At 58.4% G+C, this 13,798-nt stretch carries 12 protein-coding genes; 3 read left to right on the top strand and 9 right to left on the bottom strand.

Annotated elements, in window-relative coordinates:
* Together DMP08_RS12555 and DMP08_RS12015 are read left to right on the top strand one after the other, a co-directional pair.
* Positions 1-195, top strand: a 195-nt coding sequence (locus tag DMP08_RS12555; protein ID WP_211328438.1) for a hypothetical protein, incomplete at its 5' end; no start/stop codon positions are given.
* Between the two features lie 226 nt (positions 196-421).
* Complete coding sequence (locus tag DMP08_RS12015) at positions 422-1,105, top strand: alpha/beta fold hydrolase (RefSeq protein WP_123193116.1); 684 nt, start codon at positions 422-424, stop codon at positions 1,103-1,105.
* On the opposite strand, the gene DMP08_RS12010 is transcribed toward DMP08_RS12015, so the two are convergent.
* A complete protein-coding gene (locus DMP08_RS12010; protein WP_244596987.1) occupies positions 1,102-2,589 on the bottom strand; it encodes a helix-turn-helix transcriptional regulator in 1,488 nt (495 codons plus the stop codon). The genes DMP08_RS12015 and DMP08_RS12010 overlap by 4 nt on opposite strands.
* Positions 2,590-2,892: 303 nt before the next feature.
* Between DMP08_RS12010 and DMP08_RS12005 the strand changes: the two genes are divergently transcribed.
* Positions 2,893-4,677 carry an FAD-binding protein gene (locus tag DMP08_RS12005; RefSeq protein WP_123193114.1) on the top strand — a complete coding sequence of 595 codons (1,785 nt, stop codon included), beginning with the start codon at positions 2,893-2,895 and terminating at the stop codon, positions 4,675-4,677.
* A 110-nt stretch (positions 4,678-4,787) separates the two neighbouring features.
* Here the strand turns inward: DMP08_RS12005 and DMP08_RS12000 are convergent, their stop codons facing one another.
* From DMP08_RS12000 to mobB, 8 genes are all read right to left on the bottom strand, one after another.
* The gene (locus DMP08_RS12000) at positions 4,788-5,450 is read right to left on the bottom strand and encodes a TetR/AcrR family transcriptional regulator (RefSeq protein ID WP_244596986.1); all 663 of its coding nucleotides are present in this window, start codon (positions 5,448-5,450) and stop codon (positions 4,788-4,790) included.
* Positions 5,451-5,631: 181 nt separating this feature from the next.
* Entirely contained in the window at positions 5,632-5,997 is a 366-nt protein-coding gene (locus tag DMP08_RS11995; RefSeq protein WP_123193113.1) for a cytochrome c3 family protein, read from the bottom strand.
* A gap of 6 nt (positions 5,998-6,003) precedes the next feature.
* Complete coding sequence (locus DMP08_RS11990) at positions 6,004-7,704, bottom strand: FAD-dependent oxidoreductase (protein WP_123193112.1); 1,701 nt, start codon at positions 7,702-7,704, stop codon at positions 6,004-6,006.
* A gap of 259 nt (positions 7,705-7,963) precedes the next feature.
* Positions 7,964-9,292 carry a cytochrome c biogenesis protein/redoxin gene (locus tag DMP08_RS11985; RefSeq protein WP_123193111.1) on the bottom strand — a complete coding sequence of 443 codons (1,329 nt, stop codon included), beginning with the start codon at positions 9,290-9,292 and terminating at the stop codon, positions 7,964-7,966.
* 9 nt (positions 9,293-9,301) lie between these two features.
* Positions 9,302-9,778 carry an RrF2 family transcriptional regulator gene (locus DMP08_RS11980; protein WP_123193110.1) on the bottom strand — a complete coding sequence of 159 codons (477 nt, stop codon included), beginning with the start codon at positions 9,776-9,778 and terminating at the stop codon, positions 9,302-9,304.
* A 178-nt stretch (positions 9,779-9,956) separates the two neighbouring features.
* A complete protein-coding gene (locus tag DMP08_RS11975) occupies positions 9,957-10,640 on the bottom strand; it encodes a DUF975 family protein (protein WP_123193109.1) in 684 nt (227 codons plus the stop codon).
* Between the two features lie 174 nt (positions 10,641-10,814).
* Positions 10,815-11,963: a 4Fe-4S binding protein gene (locus DMP08_RS11970; protein ID WP_123193108.1), complete on the bottom strand. Its 1,149-nt coding sequence runs from the start codon at positions 11,961-11,963 to the stop codon at positions 10,815-10,817.
* Position 11,964: 1 nt separating this feature from the next.
* Positions 11,965-13,302: a molybdopterin-guanine dinucleotide biosynthesis protein B gene (gene mobB / locus DMP08_RS11965; RefSeq protein ID WP_123193107.1), complete on the bottom strand. Its 1,338-nt coding sequence runs from the start codon at positions 13,300-13,302 to the stop codon at positions 11,965-11,967.
* Positions 13,303-13,798: the final 496 nt, after the last annotated feature.

Raw genomic sequence — 13,798 nt, 5'->3', positions numbered from 1 at the left:
GTGTGCGTCCATGAATCGCAGCAGGTCGTCGGCGAACTGGCGAATGGTGAACGGAGCGCTCCCTCGCGGCGATGCGCGGATAGATGGCGGTTGGGCGAAAGTTGGGCGCAAATCGGGACCTATGACAGCTTTGGACGCGCTTTCAACTTTCCTGGGATCGATTTTGATCGCACGATCAAAACACTCTCAGAATAACCCCAGCTCAAACGCTTGTGCATATTCGACACCCGAAGTTTTCCAAAGCCAACTTTGTCATAGGTCCCGATTTGGGACCAAAATCTGAGCCTCCGCCCCTTCGCCAGCCACTCAAACCCCAAGCCATCCACGCACCTCGCCGCAACGCAAGGGGCGCAAGCGGCACGCGTGGTCTATGATAAGGCGGAACGCCAAAACGACTGCAGAGCAAGGGAGGAAGCGCGCCATGGATATCAAGCTGCATTGCCGCGAACAAGGATCCGGCGCGCCGCTTATCCTGCTGCACGGCAACGGCGAGGACTCAACGTACTTCGAGCATCAGATCGAACGGTTCTCGCGCACCTTCCGCGTGATCGCCCTGGACACGCGCGGGCACGGCCGATCGCCGCGAGGGAGCGCTCCGTTCACCATTCGCCAGTTCGCCGACGACCTGCTGCGATTCATGGACGCACACGCCATCGAACGCGCCCATGTTCTGGGATTCTCGGACGGCGGCAACATCGCGCTCACGTTCGCACTCGCACATCCGGACCGCGTGGACCGTCTTATCCTGAACGGCGCGAACCTGAACGCGGCCGGCGTGAGGCGATCCGTTCAGATCCCCATCGAATTGGGGTATCGCGCGGCATCGCTGCTTGCCCGCTGGAGCAGAAAAGCACGCGACAACGCCGAGATGCTGGGCCTTATGGTGAACGACCCGAACATCGATCCGCATCGACTGAAAAAGCTTGACGTGCCGACGCTCGTAATAGCGGGCACGGACGACATGATCAAGGAAAGCCACACGCGGCTGATCGCCGAAAGCCTGCCCGATGCGCGCTTGGCGTTCGTTCCCGGAGATCACTTCGTAGCAGCCAAGAACCCCGAAGCGTTCAACCGCGAAGTCGAACGCTTCCTGCTTGGAAGCTAAGGTCGCGATGCCGGCGCACGCCAATCCTCCACCAGGTCAATCAGCTCTTGCTGAGAGTGAACGCCCAGTTTGGCGTATATATGCTTGACGTGGCTTTTCACCGTGTTTCGAGAAACCACGTAATGATCCATGACGAATTGCCCGTTGCGCCCGCGCGCCAGCATCGCGAATATCTCGGTTTCGCGCTCGGTCAAACCGCAATCCGCCCCGATGAAACGACATCGATCCTCGATGCTCGGCGCAACCGAAATGATTGTCGGGGAATCCTCCCTTTCACCTTGCGGCGCAGGTTCGTTTTCCGGCGACCCGTTTTGCACCCGCGCACGATCCGCCGGCGCGCCCATGCCCACTACGCCCCGAATGGTGTCCGTGAAGCTGAACCTTCGAAAACCCAGCCACAGGAAGGCAACGAACGCGAACAGCACCGTCTCGGCAATCAGCATGGCGGCATCGCCGTTCGTCCCCACCAAGTCGTTCGTCGTATGGCCGGCAACGGCCCCCGCATCCGTGCCGACAGCGCTCATGAAGCGCACGAGCGCATACGTCGGCAGCAGGGCGAACAGGTTGCGGCGCCCAACCGAAAGAACCACCAACCACACCAGCATGTCGAAGCAGCGCACGCCGATGCGCAGCAAGGCGTTGGCCGAAGGGAGATCCGTCAGGAACGTAAACGGCGCGATGATGAACCCCGCAACCACCAGCAGCACGGAAAACGAGAACAGCGAATCTTCTTTGCCATCGTCGCCCGAAAGGAGCATCCATAACGCCACGCCCAGCAGCACGACCGCCGAAACGTCCACGCTCACAGGAGCATGCGAAACTTCATTGAGCGTCAAACCATACCCCGTGGCCACGCTGAACAATGCCACGCACAAGAACAAGGCGTGCGCCGGCCGCAGGAACGATTCAGGATTCGAAAGCTCAAGGCTGGCGGGAGATGCGCCATGCGATATCTCCTCGAGCTTCGACCCCGCGCAACGGTAGAGCAGAACCGTGACCAAGGCATAGCAAGCCACTACCTCAACAACCCCGACCTCAAACGTCACCGAAGGATGGACCACGCGCACCGCCTCGCCTAACGCCATGCCGCACACCACGGCGACCAACACCGACTTCGATGATCGCAAGGACGAAAGGGCGCTTAAAAGCATGACGGAAGCCCAGACGGATGAGATGTTGGAGAACAGAAAACCAACCACCGTCAGAGGGCCGTTCTTGGAAGCGAGCGCGAACTCCAAAACGAAAGCCGCCGTAATGGCGCAGCCGAGCGCAACCACGGTGAGAAGTCGTCGCTCGATCAGGGCCGGCTTGCGCGTGGACGCCAGAAATATCAGCAAGAACAATGCGCCCGCGAACATCGTCGACATCTCGCGCGCGATTCCGCAGTACTGGGCTACGCGGGCATACAGGCTTGCGTTCAGAACGCCTCCGACGCATCCCATGACGGCAAGACCCACCACGCAAAGCAGCGTAGCAGAGTCCACGGCTTCTCCCAAGCCGCGAACCCGTTGTGTGATCGACTGCAAGGCTCCCTCCCCTGATCGTATGCCTTCCATTGTAGGCGAACCGGGCGGCCATCGCGAGCATCGCGCGAACATCCCCCAAGCTCCACCAGGTATGTTTCCGGTAAATCACCCCGCAAGGGGGAGCAAAGCCCGACCCGAAAACCTGATCGAAACACCCCTTGCAGGGTGGTTTCAGCAATGGCCAATGCCGGTACGGTGAAAACCGAGGGATGCCGAACGGTTCAACCGATCGGCAAGGAAGAACATCCAGAGGAGGACGTTATGCAATCACAAGGAATTTCCCGTCGCAGCTTTCTAGGGGGCATGGCAGGCGCCGGCGCACTGGCCGCGATCGGGCTGGCCGGCTGCGCACCGCAGGCTCCTGGAGCAAACGACGCGAAAGCGGCAGATTCCGCGAAAGCGAAGACGGTCGCGGACGGCGCTTCCGTAGCCATCGACGATGGAAGCGCGGCCATCACGGTCGATTGGCTGGGGTCCGCGCCAGAGATCGCCGAAAGCGAGATCTCGGAGACCAAGGATACCGACCTGCTCATCGTAGGCGCAGGCAACGGCGGCATGATTGCGGGCGCCTATGCATCCGACCAGAAAATGGACTTCATCCTGTGCGAAAAGGGCTCCGAGGTGGGCGCCACGCGCCATTGGTTCAACGCCGTTGACACCAAGCCCTTCACCGATCAGGGGTACCGCACCGATCGCGCTCGGCTGCATGGAGAATGGGCCCGCTATTCCAGCGGCACCTGCGATCAGGATCTCATCAACATGTGGATGAACGAGAGCAACGCCATGTTCGAGTACGTCGACCAGTACATGAGCGCTGCGGGCGCGAAGGTCATCGCCGACGAGTTCGAAATGCCCGGCGGCATGGGCGCCACCCCCTTCTACACCCCCTGCGGCGAGCATCACTACGGCAACGCCGAAGGCGGACGCGAAGGCGTTCCGGTTCGCAACGAGCTGTTCGAAAAGGTCATGAACGACAACGGCTATCAAATTGCCTACAAGCACGAACTGGCCAAGCTGGTTACCGACGAGACCGGCAAGGTAGCGGGCGCTATCTTCAAGACCGACAACGGCTACACGCAGATCAACGCCAAAAAAGGCGTGCTCTTGACCACCGGAGGCTACAGCGCCAACCCCGCCATGCTATCAGCGCTGTCCCCCATCACCACCGCCTCGGTTACCGCTTTGGGCTACAACCAGAACAACGACGGCATGGGCATCAAAGCCGCGCTTTGGGCCGGTGCCGTAAAGGACATCACGAGCGCCACCATGATCTTCGATCGCGGTCTGGTAGCACCCGGAACCACGGCTGGCTACACCCAGGAGTCCATCGAAGCGGGAAAGCCGCAGTTCCCGAGCAACGGCCAGTTCAACCCGGGCACGCAGCCGTTTTTGAAGGTGAACCTGAAAGGCAAGCGTTTCGCTTTGGAATCCGCCGACTACGACTACCTGCCGCACGCGGCGGCTCAGCAACCTGGCGGCGTGTACATCAGCGTATGGGACGGCAACTTCGGCGAGGATGTGCAGCGCTTCCACACATTGGGCTGCAGCGCCGGCACCCGCATGGGCGTTCAGCGCGTCAAGCGCGAAGATGGCACGTACGATCTGGAGAAGTACTTCGAGAAGGAGCTGGCCGACGGTCGCTTGCAAATGGCCGACACCCTTGAAGGACTGGCTGACAAGCTAGGCTTCGACGACGACGCGAAGAAGAACTTCCTGGCCACCTGCGAACGTTACAACGAGCTGTTCGACGCCCAAGAAGACGTGGACTTCGGCAAGGAGGCGTACCGTCTATCCGAACTGCGCACGCCTCCGTTCTTCGGCGCCACACTAGGCGGCACGCTGCTGACCACCATCGACGGCATTCGCATCAACGCAGATTGCCAAGCTCTCAACACCAGCTTCGAACCCATCGAGGGCCTGTATGCCGCCGGCGACTGCTCGGGCTCCCTGTTCAGCGGCAACTATCCCGACCAGATGCACGGCGTAGCCTGCGGCCGCACGATGACCGAAGCCCTGCACGTGGTCAAATTGCTGGCAGAAAAATAACCGCACCTCACGCGGGCGCGCGCCCTCCTCTCCGCGCGCGCCGCTGCTGTACGTGACCCTCCAGCGCGAAGCGCCCACCTCAGCGGGCGCTTCGCGCGCTCATTTGCAGTCTACGCAGGTGTGCGCCATTCGCATGGATCAGGTGCGGCCAACCCCCTCACGCCGATGATGATCATCTCGATGCCGTTGGCAAAAGACTCTTCAGTATAGGCATTGTGCACGATACGCTTCCATGAGGGCAAGCAGGAAGATGCATCGCCGCTCGCCTCTTCTACGCTGCGAAGGCGAGCGGTTCCAATCGCACTGGCGTTGAATCCGGAAAGAAACGCATCGACCATTGCCCACGTTTTAGCAAGAATATCCTCCGGCATCCCTTGCGCAAGGTGCAGGGATACAATTTTCTCAGTATGCGCCGCTAACCCCGCATACGAAACGAACGGATCTATCCCGCTATCCACATCATGCATGTGCGGATGCGCAAAAAACTCTCGATGGATCGAGGTCATAGTACGACGCAGCGTATCATCCCAGCGTTCACCGGGGACAGGATCGGTATCCATCGTTTCCATAAATCGCGTAAGCACCGCCGCAAGCACTTCTTCGCGCGAAGAAAAGTGCGCGTAGAACGCCATGGCCGAAACGCCCAACTCCGCTCCGAGCGCGCGCATAGTAAACGTGCTCAATCCATCGCGATCGATCATGCGATAGGCAGCATCAATGATAACGTCCTTGTTCAGTCCGCATTTTCGATTCCCCGCAAACTCCGAGCCCACGATGCTCCCTCCCGACGCGCATAAGTTTCATCGTCAGCATAGCACGACGATTCGCGCGCCCTGAGGCACCGAACGCACATCATGCGAAAACCAACCAGGCCGGCACAAAGGCCGGCCTGCGTATTATGCAATCAAGAAGCGGGAGCTTAAGCCACTAAGCAGACAAGTGACGAATCGCACGTTACGCTGCCGTGGGATCATGAGGCCAATCATGACAATGAAGGCACTGGTTGTCGGTAATCTCCTTATCCTTTGCGTGACAATTCACGCAGGAATTGTAGCCTCCGTGGATGGAATCATGAGGGTTGCTGGCCCCGTACGACGACGTAGTTTTAGCAAGAGCCTCGTAGCTTCCACCATGGCAGCTCAAGCATTGCTCGTCGGACACATAAGCCCCCGCGCCGTCACCAGATGCTTGCGTCGTCGCCGCAGATGATGAGTTTCCCTGAGTTCCGCTTGGTGCGCATGCCATAAGCCCGAGCGTAAAGCACAGCGCAATGGCAAAAACAGCAGTTTTCACGCGCACGGATCGGTTCGCATTCAACATGGTTCCTTACGCTCCCTTCACGGCATGCTCGGCAGCCACGTAACCAAACGTGACAGCCCTACCGATAGATGTTCCTGGAATATGACGCGGGTAATTCCCTGCAAAGAAATTCCCCGATGCGTTGCCGACAGCATACAAACCCTCGATAACCTGATCATCCGTGTCAAGAACACGGCATTCGCCGTCGATAGTCAATCCGCCTACCGTAGCCAATACGCAGCTATTCGTAGTCAGGGCGAAGTAGCGCGTCCCCGTAAACGGCATGGTTTGGGAAAGATCGCGCCCGAAATCTCTGTCTACACCATCCTCAAAAAACCCGTTGTAGCGCACGATAGTGTCCGCAAGACCCCGAGGATCTACGCCGCACTGCTTCGCAAGCTCCTCAGGAGAAGAGCCCTCGAAGAGCCAACCCTTCCCCTTAAACTCGTCGACCGCGTCTTCCATGCCCTCGAACATGGTCTCGTCAAACACTTGCCAGCAATTCTTGCCATAGCCGGGCTGAGCGTTTTGAGCATTGGACACGCTCTGGAACGGAAGATCCTCGCGCACGAAACGCTTCCCCTGACCGTTGACCATAAGCGCGAAGTAGACAGCGTTCCAAGTACGCGCATCATAAAACGAATCCGGATTGCCCCAGCGAAAGTTCATGACTGGCTGCGGGCAAGAATCCATCTGAGCACCTATCTTGATGCCCATCAGATGCCCGTCGCCGGTAGTCCCCCAACCAGGATTCCACCAGCTGGACGTCGCGTAGTCCTCCGGTCGCGTCCAGGCTTGCATGAGATCAGGGTTCGCATCATAGCCGCCAGTGGCAAGAATAACGCCTTTGCCAGCGTTGATCTGCGTGTACGTATCACCGCTTTTAGCGATAACGCCACTTACACGACCGGACTCATCGCGAACCAACTGCACGCCGGGAGTTTCAAAGCGCAGATCCAAATTGTCATAGAGCTTTGCTACTTCCTGCATTTCAAGGCACACATAAATGCCCGAATAACCAGAACGCACGCCCGCATCAGGCGGAAGCGAGGGGCTGTCGTAAAAACCCAGTTCGGTATCAATAAGCGGGTTCAACGCAGGCATGCCGTTAGTAGAAGGAGCCCCTTCAACCTTGGATATAACAAAGCCGTTTTGCCCCTTGTCCAGCATCGACTGCCAAAAATCCGTAGCCTCGCCCGAGCGGTCAACATAAGTACGCGTGGGTTCGGGGCGCACGCGCCAATATGCGCTTCGATATATCTCATCAAGCAGCGCCACTTTGTCGATGGCCGTGCCTTCCTGGCACTTCGCACCTGCGGCGCCAAAACATTCGAAGCAGCCGCGGCCCTTCGTCATTTTTTCAATGCAGATAACCTTCGCGCCTTCTTCTGCGGCTTTGAGGCTTGCCATAAGGCCGCCGATGCCGGCGCCCACCACCACAATGTCGCAGTCTTCGGTAGACCCTATCTCGCTTGCAGCGATGTTGCGATCCTCGAATCCGACCGGTCCGCGCGGTCCGGGGCAAACAGCTTTGTTTGCCGGAATCAGGCTTGTGTCACCGGCAAGCCGTCGATGCACATCAACCTCATCGCTCGACATCGCGCTGGCCGCCGCGTCGTCGGCAAACGCGATGCCTGCAGACCCGAATGCACCCATCGCTCCAGCGGACAGTCCGGCCAAGCCGACGCCCTTGAGGAATGCACGACGTGAAACGTCCGCTTCTCCCATTGCTCCTCCTTTGTTGATGCCCTGGCCCAGCGTTTGCGCCGGGTCCCCTCAGTGTTTGCTTTACACTGTAAAGCAAATGGTAGCGCGATTTCTTTACACTGTAAAGCATGAGATCTCGCGCTTCGCCCAAGCGCTCTAGAAACGAAAGGCATGATTTGGACAGGCCGCTAGCAAAGTCTTCTCACCGCCCGAAATGTCATGAGACAAAAACCGCTCGTCCAGAACGGAACGAGCGGTTAGAAAGAAGCGCGTCGAGCAGCTACTTACGCACACCGGTCATCGTCTGTTCGACGATGCTGTTCATGACATCGGCAGTGAGCATTCCGGTAACATAGCCGAACACGTTGCCGTCCTTGTCGATCATGAACGTAGTGGGAAACGACCTGATCCCGTACGCGCTGAACAACTGGCCCTTCGTGTCCATCAGCACAGGATACGTGATGCCGTATTCCTTGATGAACGATTTCACCTCGGCCTCGGACACATCGCTGTTCTGCGGCCTATCGGCGGTTTTAGGGTTCGCCACCGCCAACACCACCAAATCATCCTGATTTTCGCCGCGAGATTTATACAGTGCCTCAATATCGGGAATCTCGCGCTGGCACGGGCCGCACCAGGTGGCGAAGAAGTTCAGGAACACCGTTTTGCCACGATAATCAGACAGCTTATGCTCCACGCCGTCCTGATCAACCAAGGAGATATCAGCCATGGGAGCCAAAGAGACATCCCCCGAGGAACCCTTTCCAACAGCGTCCCCATCAGGCGAAGAAGGCTGCGATCCAGACCCGGTTCCCGCATCGGCCCCCGCGCTGCCGCCCGTCCCATCAGCAGACTGCTCCTGCGCAGCAGGCGCCGCGCCAAACGAAGAAAGATAGCTGGTCACGCCGTTCATCCATCCGGTCACCGTCATCAAGCCCATGACGATGAGCAATGCGCCGCCCACTTTAACCGTGTGCCTGACCACGTTTCCATGCGTACGGAAGAAGCGCAGCACCTCGCCCGTGAACAGGCCCACCGCCAAAAACGGGAGCACGAAGCCCAGCGTGTACACGCCCACGAGCGCATAGCCCGCCATGGCGGACGCGCTCGACGACGCCATGAGCAGAACGCCGGCTAACACGGGACCCACGCAGGGAGTCCAGGCAAAACTGAACGTAAAGCCCAGCACCAAAGCAACCAGGGGATTCATGGCAAATCTACTCAAATTGAACGGCAGACGACGCTCGGTTTCAACCATGCGCGTCTTCCCGAACGCACCCAGCATGTACAGGCCGAACGCTACCATGATAACGCCTGCAACCATCGAAAACATACGCTGGTTGCCCGTGAAGAACTGTCCAAGGGCAGTGAACCCAAAGCCCAGCAAAAAGAACGCGAAACTCACGCCAACAACAAAGAACAATGTGTTGCCCAGCACTTTCCCACGCGGGTATTCGATAACCCCATCCTCGCCCACCTTGCCTGCACCACCGGCAAGGTAACCTACGTACAGCGGAATCAACGGCAACACGCAGGGAGAGAAAAAGCTCAGAAGCCCTTGAGCGAACACCGTCAAAGCGGGAATGCTCGTTTCCAGAGAAAAGCCCATGAAAGCCTCCTAGGCGGTCGAATTGTCGGGAGCTAGAGAAAGAGAATCCTGTGCGCGACCCGCATTTTCGATGCGCGACTCGAATATGCTCGCATCGATATCGGCCACGGTTGTTCGAGCAAGCTCCTCGAGACAGCGTTTGTTCAGGTCGGCGAAGATGCCGTCCATGATGTCGGCCATCCCGCACGCGATAAGGCAGTCCATGTCATGACTGCCGCTGTGCCAGGTCGATTCGACGAAATGCACGCCCAAAGCATCGGCCACCGTTCGCAGGCTCACTTCAGCGGCATCGGCCGCAAATCGATATCCGCCCACGCTCCCTTCGCGCGTAGACACCAGGCCCGCACGTTTGAGCGGCACCATCACTTTGCGCACGCGCGCCGCATTCGTGCAAATATTCTCGGCAAGCGCCTCGCTCGAAACGATGTCCGCCTTATGGTTCAAATATACAAGCGCGTGCACCGCTACCATAAAATCGCTGTTCATACTCGCTCCAAAAATCGAACGAGCCGATCGAGGACGACCGGCCCTTGTCTGTTGTACCTGCTTTATACAACAGTTCTGTACTCATTTTCAATACAGTTTATAAATCAACACAGCCAAACTCGATGAAGAGCCGTCCCAAGGTCTTCGAGCACGAGCGTTTTTCGCCCTGGCCTCTGAATCAAATGGAAGCGGAACCGTTTTCGTACGCGCTTGGAAGCTGATCCGTTCGCTCCAGATAGAAAGCCGCCCGCGCTGCCTCCATGTAAGGATTCAGCCAGAGAAAGCCTATCCCAAAGGTCAAAACCGACAGGAGCGCCCAGCCGACGAAGGTCAAATCCAGCCAGAACAGCCGGCCTTTGTGCCCCCTCATAAGCTCCTTGGACTGGCCGATGGCATCCATCACGCCGATGTCCGGATTTTGCGCCATGATGTAAGGGGCCATAGCGTAGCGATAGGCAGCGATGATACCCGGAATGATGAGCAGCAGCGACCATGCAAGAATGAGAAGCCACATGGCAAGATTCAACAAAAGGCACTTGCCCAGATTCGAGAACTTCGAGAACAAAACATTGAACTCCGCAGGGGCGTCTTTCTTGATCAGGTTTATGTTGAACTGGCAAAGCCCTTGGCGCACCGCCCCGCCGATTATCAGAACGACAATGCCATAGACGCCGGCGACGATGCCCAAAAAGCCGGACGGCCCCGCAAAAGCAAGCTCGAACGCGAAGGGCGCGGGTTCAAACGCAAACGGAACGTGCGCCAAGTACCGAAATCCGTCAGAACTGCCGACAGCATAGAACGCATCGCCCACTTGAACAGTGAAAGACGGCAGCACGGCGGCATTCACGTCGCCTATGATCACGGCTGCCAGGGTAACGATGAGCGCGACGCCTCACATGCCCCGTAGAACGCTTCGAGCAATGGCGCGAATCTGGCTTGCATACATGGCGGCCCCTTTTATCCGGCAGGCTTACAGCCCAGCACACCCCAGAAGGCGGGAAGGCCACCGCCCTTCCGTCCGCACCCGAATGCCTGTTTATCGCTTCAAACCGCTCAAAATCCCCGTGCGCTTCGGAGGGTTGGGCAAATGGATAAGGCGTGGCTCGAAGTCGAACAGCTCATCGGTATTCACTGTAGAGCTTACGGTCAAGCAACTCTTCAAACATGCGTCGGAGCACAGGCGGCACTGCACGCAATCGGCCGCCGAGAATTCAAGGAAGCTGCCTTCGCCGTCCGCGGGCTTCATCTCGCTCTTTTTGAGTGCACCCGTAGGGCAGAACACCGTGCACATGCCGCATGAGCTGCAGGCTTCTTCGTCAATCGACACCGACCCGAACAGTCGCGTATCAATTTCAGGCACTGTCGACGCGCCCAGTCTATCCATGGCGTCAAGCACGCGCATACGGCGCTCGGGATTGAATTGAGGGAGCGTTCCCGCATCGGACATGCGCAGGCGATCACGCAGCGACGGACCGGCAGCACCATCGTTTTTGAATACCATCACTTCGGCGGTTTTCCCAGCCGCATCCACCGCGCGCGAACGAGCGCTAGTGAAGAACCCCCGGCGCGATTCACCCAGCAAGCTGCGCTTGTCTTCAAGCAAAACGGTTTCGGGAAATTCCGAGGATCGGGTCACACGGATGCCGGAACCCTGCGCGGCCATCAGGCTGTTCGCCGAAGCAACCGTGGCGTCGATCCCTGGAATGTTTGCCCTGAATTTGCACGTCGAGCACATGCCATCAACCAGCACGATGTTCTCCACGCCGCGCGTGGCAAGCCCCAGAAGCACACTTTCTTCCATCCGAGCCAAACAGGGCACCTCGGCATAGCGGCGCGGGTCCCCCGTACGCTTGGACGCGATGCGCGCGCATGCGAACACGGCAAGGCCCTCGGTGTTGACCACGCCCTCGGCAATGCTGGACGCAAGATCCTCGTCGAGCGGGCGCAACGGGATGAGCGCCTCGGTCGGGCATACCGTCGTGCAGGCCCCGCAAGCCACGCAAACATCCCCATCGAGCGACAGCACGTTGTCCACCGCATGAACCGCGCCGGTCGGGCACGCATCCGAGCATTTCGTGCATGACGAATGGCGGTTGCGCACCACCGTGCACCGATCAGAGGCCAAATACACGGCCTTGCTCTCAAGTGCTTCGGCCACTTCGACTATGTCGATAAGGTTGGGCATGCTATGCCTCCAAAAAAGACTCTTCCAAGGCGTGCAGTTCTTCGGGCGTGTTGGCGTTTATGAAGCAGCCGCCCATAGGCTCGGCTTCCAAAACGCGCGACTGGGGGAACTCGAACACCTTCACATCCGAGAAGAACGATTGAGCGCGCTTCTCTCCTCGGTCAAGCGCCGCCTTGACGGCAGGCAAGCATCCCGACCGACGATATATCGCATGGAAGGGCTCGTATCCGTGCTTGTTGACCGGCACCACCACGTCGGCGCCCGATTCGTTCATGACCAAAGCTTCGGCAACAACCAAGGAAGGCGATGCGAACACCATGTCGCACGCCACCACGGCAACGTACGGGTTCCCCGCCGCGTGCAAAGCCGTATACAACCCGGGCAAAGCTCCGCGATAGCCGCACGCGTCGCTCACAAGCTGAATGCGGTACTGAGGGAACTCGTCATACAGGAACATCAGATTATCGGGTTCGTTCGTGGTGATGACCAGATCGTCGGATGCAGGGGCAAGACGCTCGACCAGCCGGGAAATCAACGGTCGGCCCGCAAAGGGAACGGTCGCCTTGCTGCGTCCCATACGACGACCTTCCCCACCGGCCTGAATCACCACGGTAACGCGAGGACGGGCATATCGGCGCGAAACAAAGTCGGCCAAGCCGGAAACGTCGTCCAAATCGAACGCCGGAACACCATAGACGGTAGCAGCCTGGCGAGCCTCTTCTATATCGGTCACCACCGCAACCGTCTGCGCCGTAGGAAGCTTGTTGGAAATGTCGGCATGGTCGGGATGCTGCACGGCGAAATGGCTACCCGTCGCCGGAACGGGCGCTTGCTGCGAACGTTCGAGCATCTCGTGAGCGACTGGGTCGTCGGCAGGAGGAACCGCACCGCGCGTGAACTGCGTAAAGTCAGTGCCGAGCGGCCAACCGCAACGCGCGCCTTCGGCGAACACGTCAGCTACACGCGCATCGGCTTCGTTGCCCGAGCGCATGATCTCAATAGTAGGAAGCCCACTTTTGCGATAACCTTCCACCACCACGATGTCGTGGCCGGGCATGCTGCGCACGATATCGGCGCACTCAATTTCGCCTTTGACGGTTTTCACGCGTGCCATCTGGCCCGGAGCCGCAATCACCGTCTCGCTTGCGCCAGCGGCACGATGGCGATACGAGTCCTTTCCGGGGATGTCGATATCGAAGCCCACGTGGCTGTGGTGCTTCACACTACCTACGTCGAGGCCTCGAGCCACCAGTTCAGCGATAAGCTTTTCGATCAACGTTGTCTTGCCCGAATTATGGCGTCCAACTATGGACACCGCCGGACTAGGAATGTTCACCATACGCTTCCCCCTTTGTTCGGGGTTCAGTATAGCATGACGAATTGACGGAACGCGCTCATTCGGCAGAGTCGCACTCCGCGCGCAACCCCTCTCTGCAACGAAGAACCCCAAAGCTTGAAAGGCGCCCTCGAGCTCATGCGTCGCAACTGCAAACAATCCTTGGGCAGCGCTATCATCCCAGATCATTGCCCTGTCTTGCTATTCGCCGAAAAAACATGTTGTGATTTCGTGAAGATCGGTGGTATACTACAGCTTGCTTTACGGAAGCTTGATGCTTCGATAAAGAAAAGGGTTCTGTTTTTTGGAGGGGGCAGAACCCTTCTTCTTATCTTTGGGACGGAAACGTCCCCTTTTTTATGCCCGAAAACAGGGTTATAGGCAGAAATGTGTGTCTGCGAGCTAATCATAATCGATTCTGTATGGCCCGCTTGAATGAAGGTCGCTCCACCGGACCGCCGTGCCCCATTGGGCGATAGCCCGGTCTTTCTCGCTCGTC

Origin of the sequence: Paraeggerthella hongkongensis (assembly GCF_003726035.1) — a bacterium.
In the GTDB taxonomy this organism is placed as follows: domain Bacteria; phylum Actinomycetota; class Coriobacteriia; order Coriobacteriales; family Eggerthellaceae; genus Paraeggerthella; species Paraeggerthella hongkongensis.
This window is presented reverse-complemented; position numbering and strand designations above follow the sequence as displayed.

Excerpts from the sequence above, each read along its gene's own strand:
- DMP08_RS12015 (WP_123193116.1), top strand. The coding sequence starts at position 422 with ATGGATATCAAGCTGCATTGCCGCGAACAAGGATCCGGCGCGCCGCTT.
- DMP08_RS12005 (WP_123193114.1), top strand. The coding sequence starts at position 2,893 with ATGCAATCACAAGGAATTTCCCGTCGCAGCTTTCTAGGGGGCATGGCA.
- DMP08_RS11995 (WP_123193113.1), bottom strand. The coding sequence starts at position 5,997 with ATGTTGAATGCGAACCGATCCGTGCGCGTGAAAACTGCTGTTTTTGCC.
- DMP08_RS11990 (WP_123193112.1), bottom strand. The coding sequence starts at position 7,704 with ATGGGAGAAGCGGACGTTTCACGTCGTGCATTCCTCAAGGGCGTCGGC.
- DMP08_RS11985 (WP_123193111.1), bottom strand. The coding sequence starts at position 9,292 with ATGGGCTTTTCTCTGGAAACGAGCATTCCCGCTTTGACGGTGTTCGCT.
- DMP08_RS11980 (WP_123193110.1), bottom strand. The coding sequence starts at position 9,778 with ATGAACAGCGATTTTATGGTAGCGGTGCACGCGCTTGTATATTTGAAC.
- DMP08_RS11970 (WP_123193108.1), bottom strand. The coding sequence starts at position 11,963 with ATGCCCAACCTTATCGACATAGTCGAAGTGGCCGAAGCACTTGAGAGC.
- mobB (WP_123193107.1), bottom strand. The coding sequence starts at position 13,302 with ATGGTGAACATTCCTAGTCCGGCGGTGTCCATAGTTGGACGCCATAAT.